The organism is Pseudomonas sp. LP_7_YM (assembly GCF_004364435.1).
Classification (GTDB): domain Bacteria; phylum Pseudomonadota; class Gammaproteobacteria; order Pseudomonadales; family Pseudomonadaceae; genus Aquipseudomonas.
On sequence record NZ_SOCT01000004.1, the window covers coordinates 265,602 to 281,712 of the forward strand.

The 16,111-nt window shown below is 59.7% G+C and carries 12 protein-coding genes and 2 pseudogenes; 7 read left to right on the forward strand and 7 right to left on the reverse strand.

Going from position 1 to position 16,111, the window contains the following annotated elements:
- Positions 1-35 precede the first annotated feature (35 nt).
- Positions 36-572, reverse strand: a complete 537-nt coding sequence (gene orn, locus EC915_RS12955) for an oligoribonuclease (RefSeq protein ID WP_133750926.1) — start codon at positions 570-572, stop codon at positions 36-38.
- A gap of 112 nt (positions 573-684) precedes the next feature.
- On the opposite strand from orn, the gene rsgA reads away from it, so the two are divergent.
- Complete coding sequence (rsgA, locus tag EC915_RS12960; protein WP_133750927.1) at positions 685-1,716, forward strand: small ribosomal subunit biogenesis GTPase RsgA; 1,032 nt, start codon at positions 685-687, stop codon at positions 1,714-1,716.
- A gap of 86 nt (positions 1,717-1,802) precedes the next feature.
- On the opposite strand, the gene motB is transcribed toward rsgA, so the two are convergent.
- Together motB and motA are read right to left on the reverse strand one after the other, a co-directional pair.
- Positions 1,803-2,900 (reverse strand): flagellar motor protein MotB, encoded by a 1,098-nt coding sequence (motB, locus tag EC915_RS12965; RefSeq protein ID WP_133750928.1) that lies wholly within the window; start codon positions 2,898-2,900, stop codon positions 1,803-1,805.
- 3 nt (positions 2,901-2,903) lie between these two features.
- On the reverse strand, positions 2,904-3,755 hold the full coding sequence (gene motA / locus EC915_RS12970; protein WP_133750929.1) for a flagellar motor stator protein MotA: 852 nt from the start codon (positions 3,753-3,755) through the stop codon (positions 2,904-2,906).
- 211 nt (positions 3,756-3,966) lie between these two features.
- Between motA and EC915_RS12975 the strand changes: the two genes are divergently transcribed.
- The 4 genes from EC915_RS12975 (at position 3,967) to EC915_RS12990 (ending at position 9,345) form a co-directional block, all read left to right on the forward strand.
- Positions 3,967-5,502, forward strand: coding sequence for an HDOD domain-containing protein (locus tag EC915_RS12975; protein WP_133750930.1), 1,536 nt, complete (start codon positions 3,967-3,969; stop codon positions 5,500-5,502).
- A gap of 44 nt (positions 5,503-5,546) precedes the next feature.
- Positions 5,547-6,362, forward strand: coding sequence for a rhodanese-like domain-containing protein (locus EC915_RS12980; protein WP_133750931.1), 816 nt, complete (start codon positions 5,547-5,549; stop codon positions 6,360-6,362).
- Positions 6,363-6,432: 70 nt separating this feature from the next.
- A complete protein-coding gene (asd, locus tag EC915_RS12985; protein ID WP_133750932.1) occupies positions 6,433-7,296 on the forward strand; it encodes an archaetidylserine decarboxylase in 864 nt (287 codons plus the stop codon).
- Positions 7,297-7,560: 264 nt separating this feature from the next.
- The gene (locus tag EC915_RS12990) at positions 7,561-9,345 is read left to right on the forward strand and encodes a molecular chaperone (protein WP_133750933.1); all 1,785 of its coding nucleotides are present in this window, start codon (positions 7,561-7,563) and stop codon (positions 9,343-9,345) included.
- 146 nt (positions 9,346-9,491) lie between these two features.
- Here EC915_RS12990 and serB read toward each other — a convergent pair whose 3' ends face one another.
- Positions 9,492-10,709, reverse strand: a complete 1,218-nt coding sequence (serB, locus tag EC915_RS12995) for a phosphoserine phosphatase SerB (protein WP_133750934.1) — start codon at positions 10,707-10,709, stop codon at positions 9,492-9,494.
- Between the two features lie 130 nt (positions 10,710-10,839).
- Here serB and EC915_RS25640 point away from each other — a divergent pair.
- A pseudogene (locus EC915_RS25640) lies at positions 10,840-11,569 on the forward strand (histidine kinase); the annotation flags it as partial.
- Positions 11,570-11,634: 65 nt separating this feature from the next.
- Positions 11,635-12,363 (forward strand): annotated as a pseudogene (locus EC915_RS25645) (histidine kinase); the annotation flags it as partial.
- 86 nt (positions 12,364-12,449) lie between these two features.
- Here EC915_RS25645 and EC915_RS13005 read toward each other — a convergent pair.
- The 3 genes from EC915_RS13005 to EC915_RS13015 all read right to left on the reverse strand — a co-directional run bounded on the left by EC915_RS13005 (position 12,450) and on the right by EC915_RS13015 (position 16,088).
- Positions 12,450-13,157, reverse strand: a complete 708-nt coding sequence (locus EC915_RS13005) for a membrane integrity-associated transporter subunit PqiC (protein WP_133750936.1) — start codon at positions 13,155-13,157, stop codon at positions 12,450-12,452.
- 179 nt (positions 13,158-13,336) lie between these two features.
- Complete coding sequence (gene parC / locus EC915_RS13010; RefSeq protein ID WP_133750937.1) at positions 13,337-15,595, reverse strand: DNA topoisomerase IV subunit A; 2,259 nt, start codon at positions 15,593-15,595, stop codon at positions 13,337-13,339.
- A gap of 10 nt (positions 15,596-15,605) precedes the next feature.
- Positions 15,606-16,088 (reverse strand): TIGR02281 family clan AA aspartic protease, encoded by a 483-nt coding sequence (locus EC915_RS13015; RefSeq protein ID WP_166650987.1) that lies wholly within the window; start codon positions 16,086-16,088, stop codon positions 15,606-15,608.
- Positions 16,089-16,111: the final 23 nt, after the last annotated feature.

Here is a 16,111-nt window from a genome sequence, read left to right on the forward strand (position 1 = left end):
AGAGGGCGTCAGCCGTCAGCGCCTGCCCCTTGCACTCAACCTTTGATGAAATGCTCGCGGTAGAAGCGCAGTTCGGCGATGGACTCGCGGATATCATCCAGCGCCAAGTGGGTACTGCCCTTCTTGAACTTCAGCTCTGGCGACCAGCGCGCAGCCAGTTCCTTGAGTGTGGAAACGTCGAGGTTGCGATAATGGAAATAGTTTTCCAGCGTCGGCATACGCTTATATAGGAAGCGGCGATCCTGGCAGATGCTATTGCCGCAGATCGGCGAGCTACGCTCAGGAACCCATTGCTTAATGAACTCCAGAGTCATGGCTTCGGCTTCTTCGCTGGAAATTTTGCTCTCGCGCACACGCTGGGTCAGGCCCGAACCGCCGTGCTGACGGGTGTTCCACTCATCCATGCCGTTGAGCAACTCATCACTCTGGTGCACCGCGATCACCGGCCCCTCGGCGAGCGTGTTCAGCTCACTGTCGGTAATGATGGTCGCCATCTCGATGATGACGTCGTTATCAGGGTCCAGACCGGTCATTTCCAGGTCGATCCAGATCAGATTTTGCTTGTTCTGCATATATCGGCTCCTCAGCTCAGGCGCGCAGTTTAGCGTAGGCCGTCGTGCTAGACTCCCCCGCGTTTCAAACTTAAGCGGCTTTACGCTTCATCAAACGAGACACTGAACACCCATGGCCAAACGCCAACTCAACCGCCGCCAGAACTGGCGCATCGAAAAGATTCAAGGCGAGCGCGCTGCCCGGGCCGCCAAACGTGAATCGCACACCCTGGAAACGCTGGAAGGCGGTGATCTAGGTCCTGAACAGACGGGACTGGTGATTGCGCATTTCGGCGTGCAGGTGGAAGTCGAGGCGCAGGAAGGCGAGCTGAACGGCCAGGTATTCCGCTGCCATTTGCGCGCCAACTTGCCCGCGCTGGTGACAGGCGACAGAGTCGTCTGGCGGGCCGGCAACCAGGGCATTGGTGTAATCGTCGCGCAATTGCCACGCAACACCGAGCTTTGCCGACCGGATACCCGTGGTCAGCTCAAGCCGGTAGCGGCCAACGTCGACATGATCGTTATTGTCTTCGCCCCGGCCCCCGAGCCTCACGCCAACCTGATTGACCGTTATCTGGTGGCAGCCGAGCACGCCGGGATTCGCCCTCTATTGCTGCTGAACAAGTTCGACCTCATCGACGAGCACAATGCCCCTGCGCTCAATGCGCTGCTGGGGGTCTACCGGACACTGGGCTATCCGGTGCTGGAAGTTTCCGCGCATCACGGCGACGGCATGCAGCAACTGCAGGACTTGCTCGACAGCCACATCAGCGTGTTCGTCGGGCAGTCGGGTGTGGGCAAGTCGTCGCTGGTCAATAGCTTGCTGCCGGAAGTCGGCACGCGGGTCGGACCGCTGTCGGAGTATTCCGGGCAAGGTACACATACCACGACCACCGCCCGCCTGTTCCACTTCCCCCGTGGCGGCGACCTGATCGACTCCCCCGGCATCCGCGAATTCGGCTTGGGCCACGTGAGCCGCGCCGACGTGGAAGCGGGCTTCATCGAGTTCAACGACCTGCTTGGCCGCTGCCGTTTCCGTGACTGCAAACACGACCGCGAACCCGGCTGTGCATTGCTCTTGGCCCTGGAAGATGGCCGGGTGCAGCAGCAACGCATGAACAGCTACCGCTCGATCATCGCGAGCTTGCCTGAAAGCAGTCATTAACGCTGAAGACTACGCAGCAGCCCGGCTGCCGAAAAGCACAAACAAAAACGCCGCGATCATCGCGACGTTTTTGCCAGAACCGTTGTTCAGTTTTTTGTCTCCTCGATCTTCAATTGCCCTTGATCGAAGATGTTCAGCTTCTGCCGAATCTCGGGGGGTTGCGCGTAAACCCGAGAGTCGACGACCGGGGCGGCTGTTGACGCGCCCGGCTTGCCTTGCGGTGCAACCGGTGAGATGGGCGCTGTCGCCGGTGCGGGTATGGGCGCAGGGACGGATGCAGGGGGTGTCGCAGGCGCCGGAGCAGGCGCAGCATCCGGTTTCGGCGCCTCACCCGAGTTCTGCGCATCCTCGATACGGGCCTGTGCCTTCTTGGTCAGGACGACGATATCAATGCGGCGGTTGATCGAGCTGGTCGGATTTTCCTTGTCGTACAGCGAAGACGACGCATAACCCACCACGCGCGCGACCTGCGGATCCGGATAACCGCCGGCAATCATGGTACGGCGAGCGGCATTGGCGCGGTTGGCAGAAAGCTCCCAGTTACCGAAACCGTTGTTGCCCACATAAGGCGTAGCGTCAGTGTGACCACTGATGCTGACCTTGTTCGGGACCGCTTTGATGGTGTCAGCCATCGCCAACAGGATGTCTTCGAAATAGGGTTTCAACCGGGCGCTGCCGATGTCGAACATGGGCCGGTTTTCAGCGTCGGTGATCTGAATACGCAGGCCGTCCTGGGTGATCTCGAAGAGGATCTGATCCTTGAACTTTGCCAGCTGCGGGTTCTCGTTGACCTTGGTCTGCAACTCTTGCAACAACATTTCCAGGCGGTCCTGCTCGACCTGCTCGGCCGCTGAATCCTCTTGATCGGCATCCACCGGCACCTTGTCCGGCGCAGGTGTGGACTTCACTTCCGGGTTGAGCGTCTGGTCCGGGGACATCTCGGGCGAACCGCCCAAGTCGATGACATAGGGTGAGCCGCTGTCGGAAAAACCGACCGGATCCTTGAAATAGCCAGCAATGGCGAGCAATTGCTCGGGGGTGGCCGATGACATCAGCCACAGCACCAGGAAAAACGCCATCATCGCCGTCGCGAAGTCGGCGAAGGCGATTTTCCAGGCACCGCCATGATGTCCTCCACCGAAGCGCTTTACGCGCTTGATGATGATTGGCTGATTGTTTTCCATGGATCAGCGACCGCGAACGGCTTGTTCCAGCTCACTGAAGCTGGGGCGGTGCGCCGGGTAGAGAACCTTGCGACCGAACTCCACTGCCAGTGAAGGTGGCACACCTGAGGCCGACGCTACCAGCGAGGCCTTGATCGCTTCGTACACGTTCATTTCTTCCTTGGCGTCATGGGCCAGGGACGTGGCCAACGGGCCGAAGAAACCATAGGCCGCGAGAATACCGAAGAAGGTACCCACGAGCGCCGCACCTACGTGCATGCCGATCGCCGCCTTGTCACCGGAACCGAGGGAGGCCATGGTCACCACGATACCCAGTACCGCCGCGACGATACCGAAGCCGGGCATGGCGTCCGCTACGCCCGTCACCGCGTGAGAGGGATGCTCCAGCTCTTCCTTCATGCTCAACAACTCCATGTCGAACAGGCCTTCCAGTTCATGGGGAGCCATGTTGCCGGACGACATGATGCGCAGGTAGTCACACACGAAGGCAATCATCTTGGTGTCTTTCAGAATGCCCGGGTATTTGGTGAATATCGGGCTGTTCTCAGGCTCTTCGATATCGCCCTCGATCGCCATCATGCCTTCACGACGGCTCTTGTTGAGGATTTCGTAGACCAGCCCCAGCACTTCAAGATAAAAGCCGTGGGTGAAGCGTGAGCTGAACATCTTCAAGGACTTCTTGACGACGAGCATGGTCATGTAGCCAGGGTTGGCCTGGAGGAATGCACCGAGCGCGGCTCCGCCGATGATCATTACCTCGAAAGGCTGGATCAACGCTCCGATCTGACCATGAGAAAGTACGTAACCGCCGAGGACGCTCGCGAGAACGACGATGATGCCGATAATTTTTGCCATAGATAAAAAATACTTACTGAGTCGGGTTCATGGTCATTGTGCGAGAAGCGTTCAAAACTCTTGTTCTACATATCGGCACCAGTGCGCCAGACTATAGTCAAAATCAAGCGAAAAACCTGTCTGGCGTCTGCTCGGGCACATCAGCGCAAAAGCTAGCATGATGCCAGCATTGGACGTCGATCAAAACCTTCCAGCCGTATGGGTCTTGTGAATGTATTCAGCTAAAGCCTCATCGCTCCCCGTTCCACGGGCACTCGATACCTGGATCAAGCAGTTGGACAGCCTTGCCCTGCCCGTCCCCGCTGTGGCTCACGCCAAGGTGCACGCTGCGCTGGATGACAGTCGAATATCGTTGCGCGAAATTGCCGACCTGATGCAGGACAGCCCGGCGCTGGTGCTCAGCGTGCTGCGCGAAGCCAACCTGCACAGTGGCGGACTGGCCGAGCCGGCCGAAAGTCTGGAGGTTGCGCTGAACCGGCTGGGCCTGGCGCGCACCGGAATCCTGCTGAGGCGTTTGCCAAGCGTCGAGTTGCAGAGCATCCCGGTGGCGCTGCGTCAGTTGCAACTGATCAGCCAACATGCGGCGCAGCAGGCTCATGGCCTGTTCGCCAACCAATTGGGCCGGCTGTGGCAGGACATTCATCTGGGCAGCCTGCTGTTTCTCGCGCCCCTTTGGCCAATGGCGTTGGCTCACCCCAAGCTGCTGGAAGAGTGGGAGCTGCGAGTTATCCACAAGGGCGAGTCGGCCAAAGTCGTCGAAAAGTCCCTGTTCGGCGTGCGCCTGTTGCGGCTGTGTCAGGCGCTGGCACAGCATTGGCAACTGCCCATCTGGGTCACTCAGGGTTATACCTTGTTGATCGCTGAGCAGCGAAACCTGGTCAAGGTCCTGCGCATTGCTCATGAGAACGACGACCCGCACAAGCAACAACAGCAACTGGACGACGATCTACCCCTGCGTCGCTGGTTCAACCAGCCAGCCAACACGATTCTGCTCGCCAACGGCCTGGCACTTTCGGCGCAGCAAGGCTGGAATACCCCGCACAACTTGCGCTGGCAGCTGCTGACCAGCCTTTATCTGCAACAGCCACTGGATGACCTGCAGCGACAGGTTCACCAGAGTGCGGCCACCAGTGCCCGGCAACACGCGTCGCCCGGCGTCTGGCACCCGGCCGAAGCGTTGCTCTGGCCTTGGGATGCCCGACGCGTGCCAGACGGTTTGCTGCCTGCGCCGCCGCCTTCGGCCGAAGCGCTCCATGCCTGGCGCAAGCACTGTAGCGACCTGCTTGCCGAGCCGAGCATTTTCACCAACGCGATGCATTTGACCACCTGTGCACGCGAGGCCCTGCTGGCTTCAGGCATGCAGCGGGTGGTGATCCTGATGATTGATCGCAAGGCCGACTGCCTTCGCGTTCATCAGACCGCAGGCGTGGACAAGGCTGCCGCCTCTCTGTTGGTTCCCTACAAAGAAAGTACCGTGTTGCAGCGCTTGCTGGCACAAGCCACACAGCTGCGTCTGACCGCCAGCAACAACGCGCAGTTTTCTGCCTTGCTACCGTCGCAACTGCGAAGCCTGTTCTCGGGGGAAAACCTGGTGATCCGCTCGCTGGCCTGCAACGGCAGGGTGCTGATGGTGGTTGTGGCTGATCAAGGCGGCGGCCCGCTATCGGAAGTCACCGTGCAGGCATTCGGGAAAACCGGGCAGTGCATAGAGAGAGCGCTGACCACCTTTAGCCATCGCAATGGTTGAAGGCTGAGCTACAATTCGTCTTTTTCACGATCCGGGGACCGTACATGTCTGCCTTCTCAAGCTTGCCGCTGGTGATCGAACCCGCCGATTTGCAGGCTCGCCTTGGTGCTTCAGAGCTTGTTCTGGTCGACCTGACCAGTGCCGCCCGCTATGAGGCCGGCCATATCCCGGGCGCTCGCTTCCTCGATCCCAAGCGCACGCAACTGGGCCAGGCACCGGCTCCCGGTCTGCTGCCTCCCCAGGCGCAGCTCGAAGCGCTGTTCGGTGAGCTGGGTCATAACCCGGATGCGGTGTATGTGGTCTATGACGACGAAGGCGGCGGCTGGGCCGGTCGCTTTATCTGGCTGCTGGACGTCATCGGCCATTCGAAATACCACTATCTGGACGGCGGCCTGCTGTCTTGGCAGGCCGAGGGCCTGCCGTTGTCCACGCAAGTGCCCGCCCCTGCCGGCGGCCCTGTTCCAGTCACCGTGCATGACCAGCCCACAGCCACTCTTGAATACCTGCAAAGCCGACTGGGCGCCGCCGACCTTGCGATCTGGGATGCACGTGGGCCGAGCGAGTACACGGGCGAGAAAGTCGTGGCAGCCAAAGGGGGTCATATCCCTGGCGCTGTGAACTTCGAATGGACGGCGGGGATGGATCAGGCGCGCAACTTGCGCATTCGTACAGACATGCCGCACATTCTGGAAAGCCTGGGAATCACACCCGATAAGGAAATCATTACCCACTGCCAGACCCACCATCGCTCCGGTTTTACCTATCTGGTTGCCAAGGCGCTGGGGTACCCGCGAGTCAAAGGCTATGCAGGGTCTTGGGGGGAATGGGGCAATCACGCGGATACCCCGGTCGAGAAATAACCGGACAGCTGTGCGTCCCCGATCAATCTCTGCTATCGAACAGCCCTTTTAAAACGCTTTAGGAACCTTGATGAAACAGCGTCTGTTTATTGTTTTCCAATACCTGCTTCCCCACCACCTGCTATCGCGTCTGGCTGGCTGCGTTGCCGAATGCCGGGTGCGCTGGTTCAAAAATGCGTTCACCCAATGGTTTGTGCGGCGCTATCAAGTGGACATGTCCCAGGCGCTGGTCGAAGACGAGACGGCGTACCCCCACTTCAACGACTTCTTCACTCGCGCCCTGAAACCTGGCGCCCGGCCGCTGGATGAGACCCCTGGCGCCATTCTTTGCCCTGCAGACGGGGCAGTGAGCCAGTTGGGGCCCATCGAACATGGCCGTATCTTCCAGGCCAAGGGCCATAGCTACAGTGCGCTGGAGCTGCTGGGGGGCGACGCTCGCCTGTCTGCGCCGTTCATGGGTGGCGAGTTCGCTACTATTTATCTGTCGCCAAAGGACTACCATCGGGTTCACATGCCGCTGGCGGGCACCTTGCGCGAGATGATCTACGTGCCGGGTCGCCTGTTTTCTGTCAATCAGGTCACCGCAGAAAACGTGCCCGAACTGTTCGCCCGCAATGAGCGCGTCGTCTGCCTGTTTGACACCGAGCGCGGGCCGATGGCGGTGGTGCTGGTGGGTGCAATGATCGTTGCGTCGATTGAAACCGTCTGGGCGGGTCTGGTGACGCCACCCAAGCGCGAGCTGAAGACCTTCCGTTACGACGAGGCCGCCCGCGCGCCCACTCATCTGGAAAAAGGCGCCGAACTGGGCCGTTTCAAACTCGGGTCGACGGCCGTCGTGCTGTTCGGGCCGAATCAGGTGCGCTGGGCCGAACAACTGGCCGCCGGTTCGCCGACACGAATGGGCCAACTGTTGGCAACGCCATCTCAGGCATAACACGCTCTGAGATGTTTTTGGCGGCTGCGCAGCAAACTATACGGCCCTGCCACGGGCCGTATAGTTTCGTATGGCCTGCTGTGGAGTGTCACTTTGCAGTGGAGACTGGCCTGCTGCTGCAATGCTGCTAGAGTTAGCCGTCAGCCCCGTAGCAATCTTCGCCTTTAATTGACGTGAACCTGCCCGATCAATTCGGTATCAGGCCGCTGCATCGCAGTTTCTCTGAGCCATCCAGGCCGTTTGTAGTTGGAGTTTGCCTGTCACATGAGTAAGTTAAGTCTCCCTCTGTTGTTGCGCGCGCCTGTGCCGACGCAGCCGAGCCTGTCGTTCTGTGACGCGACGCCCAAAGACATGAAGCGCTGGATCTCTACCCTGCCCAAAGCCAACCTCGGCGAGATGGCGCGTCAGCTGTATCAGGGCCTGGGCGAACTCAACCAGTTGCTGACCACCAGTGAAAACCGTCTGCAACTGCTGGAGCTGCTGCGCCCGGAAGTGTTTTTCGTGTGCAAACACCTTGAGCGCCACTTCCTTAATCAGTCAGTGGTTCTCGAAGAGCGCCCGCGCAAGGTCGCCAACCTGTGTCAGGCGCTGCAGAATCATCTGGCGATTGGCTACAAGCAAATCATCGCGCGTATTGCCCCCAAACTCACCCGGGATCGCACCACGCTGCTGACCACCGCACTGGAACGTGCCTTGCACTGTCTGAATGGCCCGCTGATCCGGGCCTACCAGCTTTACTGTCCGGTACAGGAGGGCTTGTGGCTAGAGCTGCACCAGATCTATCAAATCGCCCGACTGAACCTGCTTCACGCTGTCCCGGTAGCCGATAATCAGGCCCACCACACGCGCACACTGACCGTTGAGCAGACGTATATCGTGGCGTTGCTGATGGGCTGCTCACGCTGCAACCAGATGCGTCAGCACAATATCGGCAAGCTGGCCGATGCGCTGCACGCCTGGAGTCCGATGGTCACGCTGCAACAGCCCGCAGATGATGCCAGCCTTTATGCCGCAGCCTATGCCTCTGACACTGCGCCACGCTATACCTCGCTGTACAGCGAAGATCAGCATGCTCATTTATTGGGTATAAATTCGCGCCCTCTGTCGGCGGCCCTGCAACGCTACATTGAAATGCCGGTCGAGCAGCGTCCGCAGTCCTACCTGGACGTGCCGCAGGGTCTGTCAATTGATGTGTTGCAGCACCTGGCGGCGGCGTGGGGCGACGTGTCGGAGCGCGCCTTTCAACGCACCACAGGTCAGGGCACGCTGACGGTTTGCGTGGGTATGAGTGCCCTTCACTACTTCGTGGGAGGCCAGAAAAGCTTCAGCGATTTGTTGCTGGTGCCTGACACCGCCGTCAGCAAAATCGCTCAATACACCTTGCAGCCCCTTGAGCCCGCCCGCCATGATCCGTGGTCGCAAGCGATGGACGTTCAACGTGAAGGCACTTCGACTACCCTGCTGCCATTCGAAGAGATCGAATACCAGCGTGAAGAGTCCGAGGGCGGTGTTTCGGCGATGGATGCCCAGAAGAGCTTTGCGACTCACTGCCTCAACATCATCAACCACAGCCCGGGCGGTTACTGCCTTGCCTGGCCAAAAGAGGTTCCCGACCAATTGCAGGCCGGGGAGATGATCGGCATTCAGGACCCAGGGTACGGCTGGAGTATCGCGGTGGTGCGCTGGGTGCGTCAGGTGCGCAACGGCGGTACACAGATGGGGGTCGAACTGGTTGCACCGTTCGGTCAGGCCTGCGGCATGCAGTTATTGCGGTCCGAGCAGAGCAGCCAATACCTGCGCGCGCTGCTGCTGCCCGAAGTGCGTGCCATCGACGTCCCCGCCACCGTGATTGCGCCACGACTGCCGTTCGAAGACGGGAGCAAGGTAATGATCAACAGCAGCGGCGAAGAGCGCCGTGCCACGCTGAGCAATCGTCGGGCGACGACCGGCAGCTACAACCAGTTCGAATACCAGATTCTCGAGGGACCGAAGAAAGCCGCGCCGGACCCGGGGGAGCAGGAATTCGATTCGTTGTGGACAGTGTTGTAGGTGCCCACCTCTTGCTGGCTGACAACCCCGAAGGAGTGAGTTTGCCCTTGAAGGTGGGCTCATACACACCAGCCATGAGCGGGTGTGATGCCCCTTCGTAAGCAAGCTCACTCCCCCGGAAGTTGGGTGCTGGGCTATCAGGCGCTCTAAATGCTGCGCCCTTCCCGATCCCGGAACCCCAGCAGATACAGGACACCGTCCAGTCCCAGCGTCGAGATCGCCTGCTTGGCCGATTGCTTGACCAGCGGCTTGGCGCGGAACGCAACACCCAGACCGGCGATGGCCAACATCGGCAGATCGTTAGCGCCATCGCCGACCGCAATGGTCTGCTCCAGGCTCAAGCCTTCCTTGATTGCCAGCTCACGCAACAAGTCTGCCTTGCGCTGGGCATCGATGATCGGCTCGATGGCGTTGCCGGTGCATTTGCCATCCACCACTTCCAGTTCGTTGGCGTAGATGTAATCAATGCCCAGCCTGGCCTGCAGCTGACGGGCGAAATAGGTGAAGCCGCCCGAGAGGATCGCGGTTTTGTAGCCCAGACGCTTGAGTTCGGCGAACAGGGTTTCAGCACCTTCGGTCAGACGTAACGAAGCGCCGATTTCATCCAGCACCTTGATGTCCAGGCCTTTGAGCAGCGCCAGCCGCTCCTTGAAGCTGGCGCGAAAGTCCAGCTCGCCACGCATGGCACGCTCGGTGATTTGTGAAACGCGCTCACCTACACCGTGAGCTTTGGCCAACTCGTCGATGACTTCGGCCTCAATCAGCGTCGAATCCATGTCGAACACAGCCAGACGCCGGTTACGTCGAAACAGTGAATCCTGCTGAAACGCGATGTCGACGTTCAACTCCTGCGCCACATGCAGAAACTCGGCTTGCATCTGCTGCTGATCGGCCGGCTCGCCGCGCACGGAAAACTCGATACAGCCTTTGCCCTTGTCGGTAGGCGTATCCAGTGGCATGCGTCCAGACAAACGATCGATGCGATCAATGTTCAAGCCATATCTGGCGGTGATCGAACTGACGGTTTGCAGCTGTTCGGCGGTCACCTTGCGAGTCAGCAGGGTCACGATATGCCGCGCCTTGCCCTGACCGTCGACCCAATGCTGATAGTCGGCTTCGGAAACAGGGGTGAAACGCACTTGCTGGTCCAGTTCGTCAGCCTTGGACTGAACGCTCTTGAGCACCGCAGCCGCGGATTCGGTATCAGGAATTTCGACCAGAATGCCGAACGACAGGGCGTCGTGGATCACCGCCTGACCAACATCCAGAATATTTACGTCACCTTGTGCCAGCACGCCTGTAATGGCCGCAGTAAGGCCCGGACGGTCAAGGCCGGTGATGTTTATCAGGACAATTTCGCGCAAGGCGCACCCCCGCAGTGGAAAAAAATCGCATTCTACTCACTTTCAGTGACAGCCGGGCACAGTGAGCGCTTTGCCGCATCTGGGTCGCTCGCTATACTGCGCCCCAACTTCACCAAGAGAGCCGTGCTCAGTGAACCGGCCCACGCCAGTAAAAACCGATAATTTCTTCTTGCTGATCTTCCGGGCACTGCGTCATCGACGTGTTCCGATTGCTTTGCGCATCGCCAGCCACAACGTGATCCTCGTCGCGCTGGCGCTGGTGATTTATGCCTGCGTGATGGGTTTGCAGTTCAAGCAAGCCATGCACGAGCAGGCGGACGCATTGGGGCAGGCCCTGACCACGCAAACCGCTACCTCCGCCACAGAGCTGCTGGTGTCGAACGACATCCTCAGTCTCAACGTGCTGCTGGGCAATCTGGTGAAAAACCCGCTGGTGGCCCATGCGGCGATCTACAGCGTGGACAATCGCATTCTTGCCGAAGCAGGCCAGCGGCCGAAAAACGGGCTATTGGGCGAAGCTGAAGGCTTGTATGAAATCAAAGTGACCTTTCAGGATGTGGTCGCTGGCACATTGCGTATCAGCCTGGACATGTCACAGTTTCAGCAACCGTTGACCATCAGCCTGCAAAGCATGGGCATTCTGGCCGGCATCCTGTTGGCACTGGCGCTGGCATTGAGCCTGCGCCTGGGGCGGCACATCTCCACGCCGATGCTGCAACTGCGCATGTGGCTGCGTTACATCGACCCCTATACCCCGGCCACTGACCGCCAGGATGAAATCGGTGACCTGGCGCGTCAGTTGAAGGCCTCCTATGCGCCACCGGAGCCGCAACCTGTGCCCGAACCGGAGCACGTCGAGGACGACGAAGACACCTCGCCCGAGTTCGATGCCAGCGAATTGAATGATCCCGAGTTCGATGAAGCGCCGAAACCGCGTGCCACGGCGATCCCGGCCCGTCGCATTGTCGCCGAAGAGGATGAAGACGACGAAGAAGATCCATTCGCCGATCTTCGTGACCACTCACCGGCAGCGCAGCAGCCTGCACCACGCCCCGTGCTGCCGGTTGCGCCTTCGCAACCGCAATACAGCGCTGTGCTGGCCGTCCAGTTGGGCTCTCAGGAACAACTGCGTCGCTTGCCCCGTACCCGTCTTACCGAGTTACTGGAGCGCTACCGCGACTGCATCGATCAGGCCGCGTCGCTCTACGACAGCGAATTGCATACCTTGAACGATGGCAGCTCGCTGATGGTATTCAGCACACAGGACAGTGGCGACGATTACCTGACCAATGCAATCTGTTGCGGCGAACTGCTGCGCGCGCTCAGCCATGCACTGCAGATCGAAGTCGCTGACAGCGGCATCACTCTGCAACTGCAGCTGGGCTTGACACTGGGCGAAGGGCTGCATGGCATGAACCAGATCGATTTGCTGCTGACTGAAACCGCTCAGGATGCGCTGGCCCTGTCGCAACACAGCCGCAATCTGCTGTTGGTAGAGCGCAAGATCGGCGAAGACCACACCATTCGCCAACGGGCCCGTATTCGTCCGATCGCCAGCCCTGAAGGTGCCAGTTGCGTGGAGCGCTTGATGGAACCGTACCCGTCGATGCTGGAGCGTCAGCTGGCGCGGATGCACGAGGCGCGTAAAGTCTGACAGGATCTACACAAACGGTATGAGCGCCTGCCAAATCGGCACCCACAAAAAAGCCCGCGCGATGCGGGCTTTTTTTGGCGTCCGACCTAGAAGCGGAACACTTCCAGATCAGTACGAATCGGTGAGGCCATCGGAATCTTCGGCTTGTCCTGGTCAGTACGCGTCTTGGCCGGCTGAGCAGCCTTTTTCGGCTGCTCAGCGACCAGGGGCTGGTTGGCTACAGGCTTGACCGCAGCACTCAGTTGCTCGGCCAGGCGTTGCAACAGTATGCCCTGCGCCTTGACTTGAGCCGCCGAGGTGCCGGCATGAGGCTGCTCCAGATGTACCAGCTTGCTGTCACGCACGGTGCCACGACGATCCAGCAGACGCCATTGCGCATCGAGTACCGCTGGCTGGTTCGCCCCCGAATCCAGACGCGTGATCGACAATACTACCTGTACGTCCGGGTTGAAGTTGGCAGCGGCAGGCGCCATGACCACACGCTGACTGTCCAGCTTCCACGCCAACTGACGTAACAGCAGTTGATCGATGTCAGAAGACAGGCTGCCCGCCCAGCGACCATCGGTCGAGGCAGTCAGGCTGCCATCTGGCTGACGCTGCAGAAATGTTTCCCGTTGCAAATAGTCGGCAATGGAAACCGGACCCAGCAAAACAGCAACTCCGGCGCTTTGTTTCGGTTGCCCCGGCTCCCCACTGTCAAGCTGATAGAGCGATTGGGGCTGATGAACGCTGCACCCGGCCAAACCCAGAACGCCGGTCAACAACAGAACAAAAGGAACGCGTAGAAAAGTCATCATTCCGTCCAAGTGGCCAGCATACGGCGGCCACGATGTAAAAGACTCAAGAAAACATGAAGGCACTCAGCCATGCCTGCCCTTCAAGACGTCATATCATCCGTGAATATTAGCAATGACTCCAGCGATTCTGCGTCGATCTTCGTGACAAAACGGAGATCGAGCGCATGATTAACCGCTTATGTAACGTTTTCAACCACTAAGGCATCAACGCGCTGGAAGCCACGCGGCAGCTTGTTGCCCCGACGCCCACGCTCACCTTTATAGTGTTCCAGATCGTCGGGCTTGAGCGACAGCGTGCGCTTGCCGGCCTGCAGCACCAAGATGGCCCCTTCGGGAATGACTGCCAGGTCGGTCACATACTCCTCACGACTGGCTACACGCTCTCCCGGAATACCGATGATCTTGTTGCCCTTGCCTTTACCTAACTGCGGCAAATCACTGACTTTGAAGACCAGCAATCGACCCTCGGTGGTCACGGCGGCCAGCCAGTTCTGTTCGCGATCAGGGACCGGGCGCGGCAGTATCACCTTCGCGCCCGACGGCAGACTTAGGAGCGCCTTGCCCGCCTTGTTCTTGGCCTGCAGGTCCTCACCCTTGACCACGAAGCCATAACCGGCGTCGGAGGCAATGATGTATAGCGCATCGTCATCCGGCAGCAGCACGCATTCGAACGTCGCGGCCGGCGGCGGTGTCAGGCGGCCTGTCAACGGATCGCCCTGCCCCCGCGCGGATGGCAGCGTATGGGCCGCCAGCGAGTAGCTGCGCCCGGTGGAGTCGATGAACACGGCAAACTGGTTGGAGCGCCCCGCCGCCGCCGCCTTGAAGCCGTCGCCAGCTTTGTATGAAAGTCCCGTCGCGTCGATGTCGTGGCCTTTGGCGCAGCGCACCCAGCCTTTTTCCGACAGCACGACGGTCACAGGTTCGGTCGGCATCAGCTCGTTTTCGGAGAGTGCCTTGGCCTCTGCTCGCTCGACGATGGGCGAGCGGCGATCATCGCCATAGGTCTGTGCATCGGCGATCAATTCAGTGCGCACAAGCTTGCGCAGCTTGGTTTCGCTGCCCAACAGGGCCTGGAGTTTGGCTTGTTCCTTGAGCAGCTCGTCCTGCTCGCCGCGCAGCTTCATCTCTTCCAGGCGCGCCAATTGACGCAGACGGGTGTCGAGGATGTAGTCGGCCTGGATTTCGGACAGCTGAAAACGCGCGATAAGCTCGGCTTTCGGGTGCTCGGCGGTGCGGATGATATGGATCACTTCGTCCAGGTTCAGGTATGCAGTGAGCAAACCTTCCAACAGGTGCAGGCGCCGTTCGACCTTGTCCAGACGGAACTGCAGGCGACGACGCACCGTAGTGATGCGGAACTGTAGCCATTCAGACAGCAGCGCCTTGAGGTTCTTCAGCTGCGGCTTGCCATCCAGACCGATGATGTTGATGTTTACCCGGTAGCTGGACTCAAGCTCGGTGGTCGCGAACAGATGCTGCATCAGCTCTTCGGGATCGACGCGGTTGGAACGCGGGATGATGACGATCCGGCAGGGGTGCTCGTGGTCGGACTCGTCACGCAGGTCGGCGACCATCGGCAGTTTTTTGGCCTGCATCTGCCCTGCTATCTGCTCCAGCACCTTCGCACCGGAGACCTGATGCGGCAGCGCGGTCACAACAATGTCGCCATCTTCGACGCGATACACCGCCCGCATGCGTACCGAACCACGACCGGTTTCGTAGATTTTCAGCAGATCGGCGCGAGGCGTGATGATTTCTGCTTCGGTCGGATAATCCGGCCCCTGTACGTGTTCGCACAGCTGCTCGATGGTGGCCTTGGGCTCATCAAGCAGCCGGACACAGGCCGAGGCCACTTCCCGCAAGTTGTGCGGTGGGACATCGGTGGCCATGCCTACGGCGATACCGGTGGTGCCATTGAGCAGGATGTTCGGCAAACGCGCAGGCAAGACTGCCGGCTCGTCCAGCGTGCCGTCGAAGTTCGGCACCCAGTCCGCAGTGCCCTGGCCCAACTCGGTGAGCAGCACTTCCGAATAGCGCGACAGCCGCGCTTCGGTGTAACGCATGGCAGCGAATGACTTGGGGTCATCCGGCGCACCCCAGTTTCCTTGCCCGTCGACCAGCGTGTAGCGATAGCTGAAAGGCTGTGCCATCAACACCATGGCTTCGTAACAGGCCGAGTCGCCATGGGGGTGAAATTTACCGAGCACGTCACCAACGGTACGCGCCGATTTCTTGTGCTTGGCATCGGCATCCAGACCTAACTCGCTCATGGCGTAGATAATGCGCCGCTGCACAGGCTTCAGGCCGTCGCCGATATGCGGCAAGGCACGGTCCATGATCACGTACATGGAGTAGTTCAGATAGGCCTGTTCGGTGAAGTCAGCCAGTGACCGGCGTTCTACGCCGTCAAGGCTGAGGTCAAGGGAGTCGCTCATGCGGGCCTCATCATTTTGTCGTCTGACGCAGCAGCAATGTACCGCCGCGCTGTGTGAATTCGAGTTGTTTGATGGCGCTCATACCCAGCAGCACCTGATCGCCATCCAGACCGGGCACCACCAGAGCACGCACCTTGTTCAGGACGATATCGCCGATCTGCAGGCGTTCCAACGTAGTGCGGAACGCATCGGTGCGGCCATTGGCCGTACTCACCTGAACCGCGTCGCCGCGCTCCAGACTCAACGCGTGTGCCACCTCTCCGGGGATCGCGACATCGGTCGCGCCGGTGTCGAGCATGAACTGAACCGGGCGTGCGTTGATCCGCCCCGTCATGACGAAATGCCCTTGGCGATTGCTCAACAGTTGCACTTCGACATAGCCGTCACCGTGTTCGGAGACAACGTTGCTGTTCGGATTTTCCTGACGCTGTTCCCATCCACTGAAAAACCGCGTTGCCAAAAACAGCGCGGCGGCCCAGGCAATGATCAGCATCAGCCGCCCGGCGCGCTTACCGG